Genomic DNA, 15,947 nt, shown 5'->3' with positions numbered 1-15,947 from the left:
GAATGCCTACCGTACTTTCCACGAAAAAACTAGCACTCAACCAGAAGGAACTACTTTTAAATAGTGGGATTGGATTCGCGGAGTATGATGCTATCGAAATAGAATTTCTGAATTTTGATCTACCAGAACTTACTATCCAGAATGCCATTTTTACCAGCAAGAATTCACTAAAAGCAATTAGATCAAAAAATTTGAATATCATCAATTGCTTTTGTGTGGGGAAGAAAACTGCAATGTTGGCGAAGCAGATGGGTTATAATGTTCTGGAAACTACAGCCTATGCTCATGAACTGGCAAATAACATCATCCACAATTATCCTGATCGGGAATTTCAGTTTTTCTGTGGGCACTCGAGACTTGATGAACTTCCGAAGATACTTCAGCAGCAAAATATAGCTCTTCAGGAAATTAAGGTTTATAAAACTACGTTGAATATCCAGGAATTTCATTCAGATTACGACGGAATTCTATTTTACAGCCCAAGTGGTGTGAAAAGCTATACCAGCAAAAATACGATTGACTCCATTGCGTTTTGTATTGGAGATACTACAGCTTCCGAAGCTAAAAAACATACTACCAGCATCGTGACTCCGGGAACTCCCGGCATTGAAAACCTGATCGCCGTGGTAGCAAAAACATTTAGAAAAGACTTAAAACATCAGCAATGATCAAGAATGACCTTTTTTTAAAAGCACTTAGAGGTGAAAGCGTAGAACGTCCACCAGTTTGGATGATGAGACAGGCAGGAAGATATCTTCCTGATTTCATGAAGCTTAAAGAGAAATACGACTTTTTCACCCGTTGCCGTACTCCTGAACTTGCTACTGAAATTACGGTAATGCCTATTCGCCAGGTAGGTCCGGATGCAGCAATACTTTTTAGTGATATTCTTGTAGTTCCACAGGCAATGAGCATCGAGGTGGAGATGAAGCCTGGTGTTGGCCCGTGGTTGCCAAATCCAGTAGATACTCCCGCAAAAGTGGAACAGGTAATCGTACCAGATGTGCAAGAAACTCTCGGCTATGTTTTTGACGCGATCAAGCTTACAAAACAGGAATTAAATGATGAGGTACCACTTATAGGATTCGCCGGTTCTCCATGGACCATTCTATGTTACTGTGTACAGGGACAGGGATCTAAAACCTTTGATAAGGCAAAAAGATTCTGTTTCATGGAACCTATCGCTGCGCATAAATTACTTCAGAAAATTACTGATACTACCATCGCTTACCTGAAAGAAAAAGTAAAAGCCGGTGTAGATGCCGTGCAGCTTTTCGATTCCTGGGGAGGATTGCTGGAGCCTAATGATTACAAAGAATTCTCATGGCAATATATGCAACAGATCATCGATGCTTTAAAAGATGAAGTTCCTGTAATTGCTTACGGAAAAGGGTGTTGGTTTGCCTTGAAAGATATGTCACAATCTGGAGCAGCTGCTCTTGGAGTAGACTGGACCTGTGATGCGCGAAATGCTCGTTATTTAAGTGGCGGACAGATCACTTTGCAAGGGAATTTTGATCCTGCCAGGCTTTATTCCAAACCAATCGAAATTAAATACATGGTGAACGATATGATCAAAGCCTTTGGAAAAGATCGTTATATCGCTAACCTTGGACATGGTATTTTACCAAATATTCCCGTGGATAATGCGAAAGCTTTCGTAGACGCTGTTAAGGAATATAGTGTATAAGCCAATACAAAAATTACAAGAATCTAACCCAAGCAGAAAAGTCTTCATGAGCATGAAAGAGCAATTTTACAGATATATTGAACAATTGCAGGATTCGATCACTTCAAAACTGGAGGAGATCGATGGCGGCGCCAAATTCAAAGAAGATATCTGGAAAAGAAATGAAGGCGGGGGCGGTAGAACCCGTGTGATCGAAAATGGAAATGTATTCGAAAAGGGAGGTGTGAACATTTCTGCTGTTCACGGTCCACTGGCTCCGGCCATGCAAAGTTATTTCAAAGTTGGGGATGTTGACTTTTTTGCCTGCGGACTCAGCCTTGTACTTCATCCTAAAAATCCAATGGTTCCAACGGTTCATGCCAATTGGCGCTATTTTGAAATGTATGAGAAAGACGGTACTGTGATCGACCAGTGGTTTGGTGGTGGACAGGATCTCACTCCTTATTATCTATTTGAAGAAGATGCTAAACACTTTCACTATACCTGTAAGAAAGCTTGCAATCCTCATGGGTTTTCTTTCTATTCCGATTTTAAGAAGAAGTGCGATGAATATTTCTGGAATGGACATAGAAATGAAGCCAGGGGAATAGGCGGACTTTTCTTCGATTATTTGAAAGAAAATGATCGTATGAAAATAGCCGACTGGTATGATTTTGTGACCGATGTAGGTGATTCATTTTTGCAGGCTTATGTCCCGATCGTGGAGAAACGTAAGAATTTGCCTTATTCTGAAGAGAATAGAAAATGGCAGGAAATTCGACGTGGACGCTACGTAGAGTTCAATCTTGTACATGATAAAGGAACTTTATTTGGACTAAAGACCAACGGAAGAATAGAAAGTATCCTGATGAGTCTTCCACCGCACGTGCAATGGGTTTATGATCATCATCCTGAACCTGGAAGTGAAGAAGAGAAACTCATTCAGGTGCTTGAAAGACCTGTGGACTGGGTTTAAAATATACTGCGCCTGCAGCAACACTAAAAATTGAAACAATGCTTAGAAGAAACCGAAGACTACGTACGAACGAATCTGTAAGATCACTGGTTAGAGAAACTTTTATTTCTCCAAACGATTTCCTGGTGCCAATTTTCGTGGTAGAAGGAAAACAGGTTAAGGAAGAGATCGCTTCGATGCCAGGATATTATAGATATAGTCTTGATCTTTTAAAGCAGGAAATAAAAGAACTATGGAGCCTTGGTTTAAAGTCGGTTTTGCTATTTGTAAAGGTTCCGGATGAATTAAAAGACAATGCGGGTACTGAAGCTATAAATCCAGATGGATTGATGCAAAGAGCCGTGAAAACCGTGAAAGATGTAGCGCCAGAGATGGTTATCATGACAGATGTTGCCCTGGATCCATATTCCTCTTATGGCCACGATGGGATTGTAAATGATGGGAAGATCCTGAACGATGATACTACCGCGATCCTGGCAGAGATGGCTTTATCTCACGCTAAGGCAGGTGCAGATTTTGTAGCGCCCAGTGATATGATGGATGGCAGAATCTTTGAGATGAGAACTTTACTCGAGGATGAAGGTTTTCATGACACAGGCATTATGAGCTATTCTGCGAAATACGCTTCCGCGTTTTATGGCCCGTTTAGGGATGCTCTGGATTCTGCTCCAGGTTTTGGTGATAAGAAAACCTACCAGATGGATCCTGCCAATCGGGATGAAGCTATCAAGGAAACTTTGATGGATATCGAGGAGGGTGCAGATATCGTGATGGTGAAGCCGGGTCTGTGTTATCTGGACATTGTTCGTGACATTAAGAATGCTGTAAATGTACCTGTTGCCGTCTACCAGGTAAGTGGTGAATATGCCATGATCAAAGCTGCGGCAGAGAAAGGATGGCTGGACCACGACGCTGTGATCCTGGAACAGTTAACTGCTATTAAGCGTGCCGGAGCGAATATGATCGCCTCATATTTCGCAAAAGATGCCGTGAAATTAATTTCCTGATTTTTAGAAAAATATGAGACTGCTTCTGTTTCTGCAATCAGTTTTTGGCTTAACATTGTTATATGAAATCCAGTAAATTTTTATGGATAAGCTTACTACTGCTTCAGGTATTCCTGCTAGGCGGTACGAATGTTTATGCTACCGGAGTTTCTTCGGAAATAAAGCCTACTGATGAATTTCAGTTTAATCAGGCGCATAGTAACAAGAATGCATATCTGCCGGATGAAGCTTTTTCTTACTCTGAAAAAGTAAATGCTGAAGAGTCCGATTTTTCAAAATTCTTCGGAAGCCATGATAGTTTTGATGAGGTACCTTCAGAAGCAAAAGAAGGTCTACAGATTTTCACAAATTTCAGGTTTCAGTTTCACCTGAAGAAAATTCTCTATCCATTCCATAGTTTCTGGTAAATAGAATGAATTACATCACGCTAATTCAGGTTTGTATACCTGAAAAGCACCATTTATTTCATTTTAAATACTAAATCAATATGGATACTATATCTCTAATATTAGGGCTGGGACTTCTGGCTCTTTTCGCAATACCTATTATATACCTTATTTTAAAAAGTAACGCTCAAACCTCAAAAGTGAAGCAACGAGCTTATGATTTTGCTACTCAAAATAAACTGAAAATTGACGAGTTTGAACAGATTGGCAACACGATTATAGCACTGGACGTGAGCAATAAAAAAATAATTTTCGGCAAAGCTGGAAGTGAGAATCATTTTGAGATCATTGATCTTAATCAATATGCTACAATACAGTTGCATCAGGATCTACAGGCAGGGAATTCAGAGAAAATTCAGTTTCTGGCTTTAAATTTCGCTGCCAGGCAAAAGCAAAGTACAAAGTCTATATGCTTCTACGATGAAGCCGGTAGTGACATTATTGCTCCTGAAATACGATTACAGCAGGCACGAAAATGGGAAACGAAAATAACTCCTTTGATCGCTGCTTAAACCATCAGCAAAAATCCAGAAAGGTCTTTCCAGTACGAAAGACCTTTTTGTTTTATAATTTCTTTTTAAATATTTGAATTGAGAATACATAAATTAGCCATTCTAACTTATTAAAGTGCATGGGATTACTGATCATTTTTGCCGTATTATCAATATTTTTCTCCTTTATGTGCTCCATTCTGGAAGCCACATTACTAAGTATTACACCATCATATATAAAAATTAGGAAAAAGGAAGGAAAGAGTTACGCTAAAGATCTGGCAAATCTAAAGAAGGATATAGATAAGCCGCTTATCGCAATTCTTACCATAAATACCATTGCACATACCGTGGGAGCTATTCTTGTGGGTGTTCAGGCTGAAAAGACTTTTGGTGATGGCGGAAATTCTGTGATGATCGTTTCAGCGCTCATGACCCTGGCCATTCTTGTACTTTCTGAAATTATTCCGAAGACCATTGGAGCTACCTACTGGCAATCATTAGGTAATTTCACCGCCAAAGCACTTAATATCATGATCTTCCCACTTAAGTACACGGGAATTTTGTGGCTAATGATGCTTACTACAAAATTGATCGGAAAATCTGCGCATGTAAGTACGATGAGCCGTGAAGAATTCGCTGCAATCACCGATGCTGCAGAAGAAGAAGGTGTTTTTGAGGAAAGCGAAACGACAGTTATCAAGAACTTACTCGTATTTAAATCTATTGAAGCTAAAGATGTGATGACCCCATTTTCAGTAGCGATCGTAGAGGACGAAAGTATGAGTCTAAGCGATTTCTATTCTAACCATAAGAACCTGAAATTCTCAAGAATCCCTGTCTATAAGGAGAAATCAAATAACGTTTCTGGATTTATTCTGAAAGATGATGTTCTTGAAGCGATGATCGATGAACATGGTGAGCAACCCTTAAGTAACATAAAAAGGGATATTCTGGTTACGAATGACAATACGCCTATTCCTGAATTGTTTGAGATCTTCGTTGAAAAACGCGCTCATATTTCCATGATCGTAGATCAATTTGGTAATACCACCGGAATTGTAACCATGGAAGATATTATCGAAACACTCTTAGGGCTGGAGATCATGGACGAAAGCGATAGTGTGGAAGACATGCAGGTACTTGCCAGAAAGAACTGGGAAAGACGCGCAAAACGCCTCGGACTCATCCAGAGAAAACAGGACCAGGAGACCTCTTCTACTTCAGATAATAGTGATGAACCTGATGTGGATGAAACAGGTAAGCATTAGAACACCACTTGGTATCGCAACGATCACAGGAGATGAAAATGGAGTTCAGGAAATAAAAGTTGATGATTCTACCGATGAATCTTCCGAAACACCTGAAATCCTTCAGACAGCAATTTTACAACTTCAGGAGTATTTTTCAGGACGAAGACAGCAATTTGATCTAAAACTGAATCCGAAGGGAACCGACTTTCAGAAGAAAGTTTGGGAAGAACTCAGAAATATACCCTATGGAACTACAATATCATATCTTGAACTATCCCGTAAACTAGGCGATGAGAAAGCAATTAGAGCCGTGGCCTCTGCAAATGGAAAGAATCCGCTCTGGATCGTTGTTCCCTGTCATCGCGTAATTGGAAGTGATGGTTCTCTCACTGGTTACGCTGGCGGTTTGCATCGTAAGAAATGGTTGCTGGATCTGGAAAACCCACCTTTACAGCAAAGTCTGTTCTAAATTTGCTATTTTCAGAGCATGAAAAAGATTTTCAAGCTCCTCCTTTATATCGCATTATTTATCGTTGTTCTATCCATAGGCCTCTATTTGACAGGTTATGGATATATTTTGCGTGCAGTACAAACCACTTATTTGAACGGACACAAAACTGCTTTTATCGATGATCATCCCTACTTTGAAAACGCCATTATAGAAAATGGTGAAGACATTCAGGAATGGCCGCTGGCAAAAGATTATAATAGTATCAAAGCAACCAGAAGTCTGGATAGTCTGCACAAAGAACTGGAGACCGCGGCATTTTTGATCATTCAAAATGATAGCCTGGTCTATGAAAATTATTATCAGGCATATGGTGCTGCGAGCCAGACGAATTCTTTTTCCATGGCTAAAAGTGTGGTTACCTTACTTATGTACAAGGCAATTCAGGATGGATACCTTGAAAATATTGAGCAGCCTGTAGAAAACTTTTTTCCTCAATTTGACAAGAAACTTAAAATTGGAGATCTTTCCTCAATGGCTTCCGGGCTAAACTGGGATGAAAATTATTACAATCCATTTGCATCAACTGCCCGTGCCTACTTTGGGAAAGATATTCGGGAGCAGGTTTTGGATTTGAAAGTAGTCAAAAATCCAGGAGAGAAATTTGAATATCTAAGCGGGAATACACAATTGCTCGCTATGGTCATTGAAAAAGCTACCGGCAAAACACTAAGTAATTACCTGAGTGAAAGTTTCTGGAAACCAATGGGAATGAAGGATAATGCGCTCTGGCAACTGGACAGTAAAGAATCTGCCATGGAGAAAGCATATTGCTGTATCGCTACCAATGCGAGAAACTTTGGGAAATTTGGAAAATTATTACTAAATAACGGCCACTGGAATGGCGAGCAACTATTGGATTCTGCCTATATCGAACAGCTTTCTAAACCCAGGTTCGAAGATTCACCATACTACGGCTACGGCTTCTGGCTAAGCGATTATAATGGAAAAGATATCTATTATATGCGGGGTATTTTAGGACAGTATGTGATCATAATTCCTGAAGATAGGCTAGTAATCGTGAGGCTGGGTGAAAAGCTCATTCGCAAAGATGATGATAAACATTATGAAGATTTCTATCGCTATATAGACGAGACCTACAAGATGATCGGGAATCGTAAACAGTGATATTCACGATTAGAACATAAAAAAAGCCGGAATAAATCCGGCTTTTTTTATAACTGCATTTCAGGAATATCGCCTTCGACGATGAGTTTTCCTTCCGTAGCATTTTGAACGTCTTCCACACTTACACCCGGTGCCGTTTCAAGCAATTTAAAGCCATTATCGGTTACTTCTATCACCGCAAGGTTAGTTACGATCTTAGTAACGCAACCAACGCCTGTAAGCGGCAGAGAACATCTCTTCAACAACTTAGACTCTCCAGCCTTATTAGTATGCATCATTGCCACAATAATATTTTCTGCTGAAGCGACCAGATCCATCGCTCCTCCCATTCCTTTGACCATTTTCCCCGGAATTTTCCAGTTGGCGATATCTCCGTTCTCAGCTACTTCCATAGCTCCAAGGATCGTAAGATCTACATGCTTCCCTCGAATCATACCAAAACTCGTGGCAGAATCGAAGAAACTTGCTCCGGGTCTGGCAGTGATCGTCTGTTTCCCGGCATTTATAAGATCAGCATCCTCTTCTCCATCCAGGGGAAAACGACCCATTCCAAGTATTCCATTTTCACTCTGGAACTCTACCTGAATATCATCGCGAACAAAATTTGCCACTAATGTTGGAATTCCTATTCCAAGGTTTACATAATACCCATCCTTTACTTCTTTAGCAATTCGTTGTGCTATTCCGTTTTTATCTAGTGCCATCGCTTAATCTTTTTGTCTAACCGTACGTTGTTCAATTCTCTTCTCGTAATCCTTTCCCTGGAAAATTCTTTGTACAAAAATTCCAGGAATATGGATATGGTTAGGATCCAGTTCTCCAGGCTCGACAAGTTCTTCCACCTCAGCTACGGTAATCTTCGCCGCACCACACATAACCGGATTAAAGTTTCTGGCTGTTCCTTTAAAAATAAGGTTCCCAGCTCTATCCCCTTTCCAGGCTTTTACGAAAGCGAAATCTGCCTTGAAAGCTTCCTCAAGTACGTACATTTTTCCATCAAACTCTCTGGTTTCCTTACCTTCTGCAACTTCAGTTCCATAACCTGCTGGTGTATAGATCGCAGGAAAACCTTGTTGTGCTGCCTGACATCTTGCTGCAAGCGTGCCCTGCGGAATTAATTCCACATCAAGTTCACCGCTGAGCATTTGTTTTTCGAAAATAGCATTTTCTCCTACATATGAGGAGACCATTTTATCGATCTGTTTCTTGTGAAGTAATTGCCCAAGTCCAAAATCATCTACACCCGCATTATTAGAAATACAGGTTAGATTTTTAATATTAAGGCGTACCAGTTCAGAAATGGCGTTCTCCGGAATTCCGCAGAGTCCAAAACCACCTAGCATAAAAGTCATTCCGTCTTCTACACCTTCTGTAGCCTTCTGTACGCTATCAACCGTTTTTATGATCATTTTTTCAGAATTTAATCCGAAAATACAAAATTTAAAAGGTCAATACAACGACTGAAGTTGGCTTACCTGAATATTTCAGAATTATTATACTGAATTACTGAAGATTATTTAAAAATCAAGCTCGTCTGGAACCGAATCATCATTTGAACTATCTGAATTATAGCTATCACAATCTGTTGCTATGCTCAAATTCTCCGGTCTTTCAAAAGCTTCTTTGGAAACTTTAAGATCTGGATTTGCATATACGTCTTTCATATACATTCCCCAGATTGGTAGTGCCATGGTGGCTCCCTGACCATACTGTATTCCTGGAAAATGCACTGCGCGATCTTCTGCTCCAACCCATACTCCTGTGACAAGGTCTGGTACCATTCCCATAAACCAACCATCACTTTGGTTTTGAGTGGTCCCTGTTTTACCTGCAATCGGATTTTTAAAATCGTAAGGATAACCGGTCATCACATCCTTATAAAATGCATTGGTGGTTCCCCAGGTATTACGGAGTCTGGTCCCTGAACCTCCCTGAGTTACGCCCTCCAATAGGTTTACAGTCACGTAAGCCGCTTCTTTGCTAAGAACATCCCTGGTTTCTGGAACATTTTGATAAAGCACAGTTCCGTTTTTATCTTCAATACGATTTACCATTACTGGTTTGATATAAACTCCCTGGTTCGCAAAAGTGCTGTATGCAGAAACCATCTCAAAAAGACTGATATCTGCTGTTCCCAGTGCGATCGAAGGTACTGCAGGAACATTTTCAGTATCAATACCCAGTTTTCCAAGTAGATCGATCACGGGTCCTGGACCGGTTTTATCGATCAATCGCGCAGTAATGGTATTTACAGATCTCGCCAGCGCCTGTTTGAGCGAAAGCATTCCTGAATATTCATTATCACTGTTTCTGGGTGCCCAGTCTTTCATGTTCCCATGTTTACCGGCCTCGATCGTAAATTTAGATCTTGGTAAGGTATCACAGGGTGAAAATTTAAGCTGATCTATTGCAGTTGCGTACACAAAAGGCTTAAAGGTAGAACCTACCTGCCTTTTCCCCTGCTTAACGTGCTCATATTTGAAATGCTTAAAGTCAATTCCTCCTACCCAGGCTTTTACTTCGCCGGTTTGAGGAACCATAGACATCATACCTGCTTGCAAAAATGCTTTATAGTAAAGGATTGAATCACGCGGAGTCATCACTGTATCGATAGTTCCTTTCCAGCTAAAAACTCTCATTTCCGCTTTCTCTTTGAAGGATTTCTTGATCTCAGCATCAGATTTTCCCTGTGCTTTCATTTTCTTCCAGCGTGCAGAAACTCTCATTGCATTCTGAATACTTGACTCTACCTCATCTTCTGTAATATCGCGGAAAGGCGCTGTTGGGTTCTTTTCGTTCTGGCGATCAAATGATTTCTGAAGGTTAGCAATGTGGCTGGTAACTGCATTCTCTGCATATTCCTGCATTTTAGAATCAATGCTGGTGTAGATCTTTAGTCCGTCGCGATATAAACTGTACTCAGATCCATCAGGTTTTGGATTTTCTTCGATCCATTCTTTCATGAAACCCTGAAGGTAAGCTCTAAAATAAGTGGCCATTCCTTCATCATGTCCTTCCGGCGTAAATTCAATTTTCATTGGTAACTTCTGCAGAGAATCTGTTTCCTGTTCAGAAATAAAACCGTTACGATTCATTTGCTCAAAAACCTGGTTTCTTCTGGATTTAACCAGTTCCGGTCTTCGCATTGGGTTGTAAAGTGCCGAGTTCTTAAGCATTCCTACTAAAACTGCCGACTCTTCTATTTTCAATTCTGAAGGTTCCTTATCAAAATAGATCTTGGAAGCGGAACGAATTCCCACCGCCTGGTAGATAAAATCGTATTTATTGAAGTACATTGTAATGATCTCTTCCTTCGTATACTGTCGCTCCAGTCTCGTTGAAATTACCCATTCCTTTACTTTCTGAAACACCCGTTCCACATCATTTTGCGCAACATCTTCAGTAAATAATTGTTTTGCTAACTGTTGAGTAATAGTACTTGCACCACCTCTTGTTCCCAGGTAAACCGCAGCTCTGGCGGTTCCTTTCGCATCAATTCCTGCATGCTGATAAAAACGTTCATCTTCAGTTGCGATTAAAGCCTGTACCAAATGATCTGGCAGATCTTCATATTTGATCGGGGTTCTGTTCTCACTGTAATATTTCCCAAGGGTTTCTCCATCTGCGGAAAAGATCTCGGTAGCAAGGTTGTTTTCAGGGTTTTCGAGTTCATCAAAAGAAGGCATCTTTCCGAAGAATCCCCAACCTGCAAAAAGAAAAATTAGAATTCCGGCTAGAATTCCAATTCCGAATAATGTCCAGAAACCTACGATATACTTGCGATTACTATGCGCTGGTTTCTTTGTTTTCTTGGTAGTAGCGGCCATTTATATGCTAAAAATTAATTGTCGTTCATTTCAATTCTGAATCCTATATCGGTAATTCCTTCCAGTTCTTCGATTCCGTCCACATCACCATTCTTGCGCATCGCCTGTTGTATGCTCACTTTATAATTACCCGATTCTTCAAATTTCACATCTTCCTTATACCAGAGTTTACTTTCCTTGATATCTCCATAACCTTCACCTAGCCATTTCCCATCTGGCTGAGCCATTTCATACTCGAGAGTATCGCTAATCACCTTTCCCTGCGGGAACCTGATTTCAGTTATTAAAAACAAATTACTGTAAGCGTACTGGTTATTGTTCCGCACATTGATAAAAAGATCATACACCTTTGTAGAGTCCAGTTCCTCCAGTTCAAAGGTGACCAGTGAATCTTTATGCCATTTCTGTACCGCCTGGTATTCATCAAAAACCCGTTTTTCATCACAGCCAACTACAAGTGCTGAAAAAAAAATTAATAGGCAAAAAACTTTACGCATTCTTAGACTTTGTAGGGTTTGGTTTGCGTTTCTTTCTTTTCTTATTTCGTTTCTTACTTTGTTGCTGTTTTGGTTTATCAAAACGCGTAAGACTATCTTCACCTCCTGAATTATTGAATCCTTTCGATTTTTCTTCGCTCAGGATCACTTCTGTTTCATATTCTTCCAGGCTTGTAGCTGCTTCACCTTTTTTGTTCAGTGCTACGATCTTATTGGCCTGTTCCGGACTCAACTGGTGCCAGTTCATCCATTCTCCTTCATAAGCATACCAAAGAGCACCTTTAAAAATGTCAATTTTTTGACATACGGCAGTTCCTTTCTTGGTCTTTAACTTAACGTCGGTTTTTGGAAAAGATTTTAGTGCTTCCAGATAAGTATCCAATTCATAGTTCAGGCAGCATTTCAATTTCCCACATTGTCCTGCAAGTTTTTGAGGATTAAGGGATAATTGCTGATATCTCGCTGCTGAAGTGCTAACAGATCTAAAGTCTGTAAGCCAGGTAGAACAACATAGTTCACGTCCACAGGAACCAATTCCTCCTAGTCTGGCTGCTTCCTGTCGAAGCCCGATCTGCTTCATTTCAATACGGGTATTGAATTCCCGTGCAAATTCCTTAATCAATTGTCTGAAATCCACACGATCTTCCGCAGTGTAGTAAAAAGTAGCTTTGGAACCATCTCCCTGGAACTCGATATCGCTAATTTTCATGCTAAGATTTAGCCTGATAGCGATCTGTCTTGATCGTTGTTTGATCTTTTCCTCACGCTCTCTTCCTTCCTGCCAGACATCGATATCTCTTTGAGAAGCTTTACGGTAGATTTTCAGAACTTCTTCGGAATCCTGCGCAACTTTTTTCTTCTTCATCTGTACGCGAACGAGCTCACCGGTAAGACTAACCTGTCCTACATCGTGACCCGGACTGGCTTCCGTAGCAACTACATCGCCAATACTAAGACTTAGATTTTCAGTATTTCTATAAAAGTGTTTACGGCCGTTTTTGAAACGTACTTCTACGATATTAAAAGGTTCCACGCCTCCCGGAAGAGACATATTTGAAAGCCAGTCGAAAACGCTCAGTTTATTGCAACTGTCTGTTCCACAGGTTCCGTTGTTCTTACATCCTTTCGGCTGACCGTCTTTGCCGGTCGAGCAACTTGTGCAAGCCATATGTTATATATATTGAGGGCGTAGCTTTAGATAGCCTGTAAAACATCATCCTGTCTAAGCGCTTTGCTTTCTGGTGCAGGATCTCCTTCATCTTCACAGCCCTTATACCGGGCATTCGGCATTCCCTAAAGTACCTCCTTGAGGTTCATAAAAATTTTCAACAGTAAATATACCAATATTAATTGGCTCTACCATTTAGAAGAAGCTATTGCTTATAACGCAAAACTTCAGATCTTCCTTTTTTGAAGATCTTGTTGCTGGCTCCTTTTCCTTTTCGCAATGCTTTCTGTTCTTCATAAGGCAAGGCATGGATCTCTTTACAATCTATAGAACAACAGTTATCCATTTTTTCAGCACATTCCTCACACTGAATAAATAGCAGATGACAAGCTTCGTTCGCACAATTTACATGCGTATCGCAAGCTTTTCCGCATTGATGACACTGTGCGATCACATGCTCTGAAATTCGCTCGGCACGTCGATGATCAAAAACAAAGTTCTTACCTATAAACTTATTTTCCAGTTGCTGATTATCTACCTGACGGGTATATTCGATAATTCCGCCTTCAAGTTGATAAACATTCTGAAATCCTTTGTGTTTATAGTAAGCACTTGCTTTTTCACAACGTATCCCTCCAGTACAGTACATCACCAGATTCTTGTCCTCCTTATGATCTTTTAGGTCTTCTTCGATAATATCCAGTGAATCCCGGAAGGTATCCACATCTGGTGTGATCGCTCCCTGAAAATGACCAATTTCGCTCTCGTAATGATTTCTCATATCTACCAGCACCGTGTTTGGATCATTTATTAGTTCATTGAATCTCGCAGCATCTACGTGAACACCCTTATTGGTTACATCAAAAGTATCATCATTAAGACCATCTGCTACGATCTTCTTACGCACTTTCACCTTCAATTTTAGAAAGGATTTAATATCATGCTCTATGGCGATGTTCAATCGAACATTCTCCAGGAAATAGATTTCATCCAGAAATTTCTTGAATTCATTGAACCTTCTGGCAGGAACTGAAAGCTGGGCATTAATGCCTTCGTGAGCCACATAGATCCTACCGAGAACATCCATCTGGTCCCAGGCGATAAAAAGATGATTTCTGAAAAGTTCGGGGTTTCCGATTTTTGCGTAAGCATAGAAAGAGAGCGTAAGCCTGTCTTCACCGGCTTCTTCTAATAGTGCTTCTCTTTCCTTAGCGCTCAATTTATTGTACAGTTGCATGCTATACTAATATTTAAGGGTTAAGAAAAATTTCGGCAAAGATACATTTTTAACTGAGGTGAGAAAATTTGAGCTTATTCCAAAACTTATCCAAGAATTTGGAATAATTCCATAATTGTACCTACATTTTTATTGTATTACAACAAAACTTATATTATTTTAGCACACCTTAATTGGATATATTTTAATACATATACATGAGCAACGATAAAGAGAAAGAAGCGAAACTAAAAGCCTTAAAGCTTACCCTTGACAAAATGGATAAAACCTACGGAAAGGGTACCGTGATGAAAATGAGCGACCAGGTGGTCGTAGATGTGGACGCAATTTCTACAGGTTCACTTGGATTGGACCTTGCTTTAGGAGTAGGTGGATACCCAAGAGGAAGAGTGATCGAGATCTATGGTCCTGAATCTTCTGGTAAAACCACACTTACTTTACATGCAATTGCTGAAGCTCAGAAAAAAGGCGGTATTGCTGCTTTTATTGATGCAGAACATGCTTTTGATCGTTTTTATGCCGAAAAGCTTGATGTTGATATTGATAACCTGATCATCTCTCAACCAGATAACGGTGAACAGGCTCTTGAAATAACAGATAATCTTATTCGCTCTGGTGCGATAGATATTATTGTGATTGACTCTGTAGCGGCACTTACACCAAAGAGTGAGATCGAAGGTGAAATGGGTGATTCTAAAATGGGACTTCATGCGAGATTAATGTCGCAGGCACTTAGAAAACTTACTTCTTCTATTAGCAAAACAAATTGTACGGTGATCTTTATCAACCAGCTAAGAGAGAAGATCGGGGTAATGTTCGGAAATCCGGAAACTACTACCGGTGGTAATGCATTGAAATTCTATGCTTCCGTTCGTTTGGATATTAGAAGATCTACCCAGATCAAGGATAGTGCAAATAACGTAATGGGTAATAAGACTAGGGTTAAAGTAGTGAAGAACAAAGTTGCTCCACCGTTTAAAACTGCCGAATTTGATATTATGTATGGTGAAGGTGTTTCTAAGATCGGTGAGATTATTGATATTGGTGTGGATTACGAGATCGTTAAGAAAAGTGGATCATGGTTTAGCTATGAAGACACGAAACTTGGACAGGGTCGTGATGCAGTCAAAACTTTATTAAAAGACAATCCAGATCTTATGGAAGAACTGGAAGTCAAAATTAAAGATGCGATCAAGGTCGCTAGAGAAGCTTAATTAAAAATCCCCATCCGGGGATTTTTTTTGATACCTACGCAACCATTTCTCAATTATTGCATCTACTATAAAAGCAATAAGAATATGAGAAAATTGGTTGTAATAGCCCTAACATTACTGCTAATAAATTGTTCAGTAGACAATGATTCCCAAATCACCTCCTACGAATTAGCAAGTATTACAAGTCACGATCTACCAGATGAATTCGTATTAGGTAATACTTACGATGTAAGAGTAGATTTCGTCTTTCCATCAGATTGTAATAACTTTCAGGCAGTGGACGCTCGAAGAGCAGGCACTACTTCAGAAGAAAGAAGCCAGATTTACATTTCGGTTGTTACCGCTGTTGTCGAAAATAGTTCCTGTACCAGAGATGTTATTGGAACATCTTCAAGTACAAAGTTTGTGGTGACCATTGATGAAGAAAGAGATTACACTTTTAGATTCTGGAAGGGACAGGATGGAGATGAAGCGATATATGAAGAAGTTACCATTCCTGTTGTAATGGAGCAGTCATAACTACTAA

At 40.0% G+C, this 15,947-nt stretch carries 17 protein-coding genes; 11 read left to right on the top strand and 6 right to left on the bottom strand.

The window, feature by feature from the left end; all coding sequences use genetic code 11:
- The first annotated feature begins 2 nt into the window (after window positions 1–2).
- The 9 genes from T8I65_RS00995 (at window position 3) to T8I65_RS00955 (ending at window position 7,478) form a co-directional block, all read left to right on the top strand.
- Window positions 3–668 (top strand): uroporphyrinogen-III synthase, encoded by a 666-nt coding sequence (locus T8I65_RS00995; protein ID WP_322301657.1) that lies wholly within the window; start codon window positions 3–5, stop codon window positions 666–668.
- The gene (hemE, locus tag T8I65_RS00990) at window positions 665–1,690 is read left to right on the top strand and encodes a uroporphyrinogen decarboxylase (RefSeq protein ID WP_322301656.1); all 1,026 of its coding nucleotides are present in this window, start codon (window positions 665–667) and stop codon (window positions 1,688–1,690) included. The genes T8I65_RS00995 and hemE overlap by 4 nt, the downstream gene beginning before the upstream one ends.
- Before the next feature lie 52 nt (window positions 1,691–1,742).
- Window positions 1,743–2,645 carry an oxygen-dependent coproporphyrinogen oxidase gene (hemF, locus tag T8I65_RS00985; RefSeq protein ID WP_322302815.1) on the top strand — a complete coding sequence of 301 codons (903 nt, stop codon included), beginning with the start codon at window positions 1,743–1,745 and terminating at the stop codon, window positions 2,643–2,645.
- 38 nt (window positions 2,646–2,683) lie between these two features.
- Window positions 2,684–3,652, top strand: a complete 969-nt coding sequence (gene hemB, locus T8I65_RS00980) for a porphobilinogen synthase (RefSeq protein ID WP_295181584.1) — start codon at window positions 2,684–2,686, stop codon at window positions 3,650–3,652.
- A 62-nt stretch (window positions 3,653–3,714) separates the two neighbouring features.
- A complete protein-coding gene (locus T8I65_RS00975; protein WP_322301655.1) occupies window positions 3,715–4,059 on the top strand; it encodes a hypothetical protein in 345 nt (114 codons plus the stop codon).
- An 80-nt stretch (window positions 4,060–4,139) separates the two neighbouring features.
- Complete coding sequence (locus tag T8I65_RS00970; protein WP_322301654.1) at window positions 4,140–4,610, top strand: hypothetical protein; 471 nt, start codon at window positions 4,140–4,142, stop codon at window positions 4,608–4,610.
- 119 nt (window positions 4,611–4,729) lie between these two features.
- Window positions 4,730–5,860, top strand: a complete 1,131-nt coding sequence (locus tag T8I65_RS00965) for a CNNM domain-containing protein (RefSeq protein WP_322301653.1) — start codon at window positions 4,730–4,732, stop codon at window positions 5,858–5,860.
- Window positions 5,841–6,311, top strand: a complete 471-nt coding sequence (locus tag T8I65_RS00960; protein ID WP_322301652.1) for a methylated-DNA--[protein]-cysteine S-methyltransferase — start codon at window positions 5,841–5,843, stop codon at window positions 6,309–6,311. The genes T8I65_RS00965 and T8I65_RS00960 overlap by 20 nt, the downstream gene beginning before the upstream one ends.
- Before the next feature lie 18 nt (window positions 6,312–6,329).
- Window positions 6,330–7,478, top strand: a complete 1,149-nt coding sequence (locus T8I65_RS00955; RefSeq protein ID WP_322301651.1) for a serine hydrolase — start codon at window positions 6,330–6,332, stop codon at window positions 7,476–7,478.
- A gap of 47 nt (window positions 7,479–7,525) precedes the next feature.
- On the opposite strand, the gene T8I65_RS00950 is transcribed toward T8I65_RS00955, so the two are convergent.
- The 6 genes from T8I65_RS00950 to T8I65_RS00925 form a co-directional block, all read right to left on the bottom strand.
- Window positions 7,526–8,182 carry a CoA transferase subunit B gene (locus T8I65_RS00950; protein WP_295180284.1) on the bottom strand — a complete coding sequence of 219 codons (657 nt, stop codon included), beginning with the start codon at window positions 8,180–8,182 and terminating at the stop codon, window positions 7,526–7,528.
- Between the two features lie 3 nt (window positions 8,183–8,185).
- On the bottom strand, window positions 8,186–8,887 hold the full coding sequence (locus T8I65_RS00945; protein ID WP_322301650.1) for a CoA transferase subunit A: 702 nt from the start codon (window positions 8,885–8,887) through the stop codon (window positions 8,186–8,188).
- A gap of 108 nt (window positions 8,888–8,995) precedes the next feature.
- On the bottom strand, window positions 8,996–11,305 hold the full coding sequence (locus T8I65_RS00940) for a penicillin-binding protein 1A (RefSeq protein WP_322301649.1): 2,310 nt from the start codon (window positions 11,303–11,305) through the stop codon (window positions 8,996–8,998).
- Window positions 11,306–11,319: 14 nt separating this feature from the next.
- Entirely contained in the window at window positions 11,320–11,802 is a 483-nt protein-coding gene (locus T8I65_RS00935) for a gliding motility lipoprotein GldH (RefSeq protein ID WP_322301648.1), read from the bottom strand.
- The gene (locus tag T8I65_RS00930; protein WP_322301647.1) at window positions 11,795–12,970 is read right to left on the bottom strand and encodes a regulatory iron-sulfur-containing complex subunit RicT; all 1,176 of its coding nucleotides are present in this window, start codon (window positions 12,968–12,970) and stop codon (window positions 11,795–11,797) included. Before T8I65_RS00930 ends, T8I65_RS00935 begins: the two co-directional genes overlap by 8 nt.
- A gap of 205 nt (window positions 12,971–13,175) precedes the next feature.
- Window positions 13,176–14,207, bottom strand: coding sequence for a rhodanese-related sulfurtransferase (locus tag T8I65_RS00925; RefSeq protein ID WP_322301646.1), 1,032 nt, complete (start codon window positions 14,205–14,207; stop codon window positions 13,176–13,178).
- Window positions 14,208–14,404: 197 nt separating this feature from the next.
- Here T8I65_RS00925 and recA point away from each other — a divergent pair, with 197 nt between their 5' ends.
- On the top strand, window positions 14,405–15,421 hold the full coding sequence (recA, locus tag T8I65_RS00920; protein ID WP_322301645.1) for a recombinase RecA: 1,017 nt from the start codon (window positions 14,405–14,407) through the stop codon (window positions 15,419–15,421).
- Window positions 15,422–15,505: 84 nt separating this feature from the next.
- Window positions 15,506–15,940, top strand: coding sequence for a hypothetical protein (locus tag T8I65_RS00915; protein ID WP_322301644.1), 435 nt, complete (start codon window positions 15,506–15,508; stop codon window positions 15,938–15,940).
- The last annotated feature ends 7 nt before the right edge of the window (window positions 15,941–15,947 follow it).

The sequence above is a fragment of the Christiangramia sp. OXR-203 genome, assembly GCF_034372165.1.
GTDB lineage: Bacteria > Bacteroidota > Bacteroidia > Flavobacteriales > Flavobacteriaceae > Christiangramia.
Note: the sequence above shows the minus strand (reverse complement) of the source record. Positions and strands in the feature narration are given on the sequence as shown.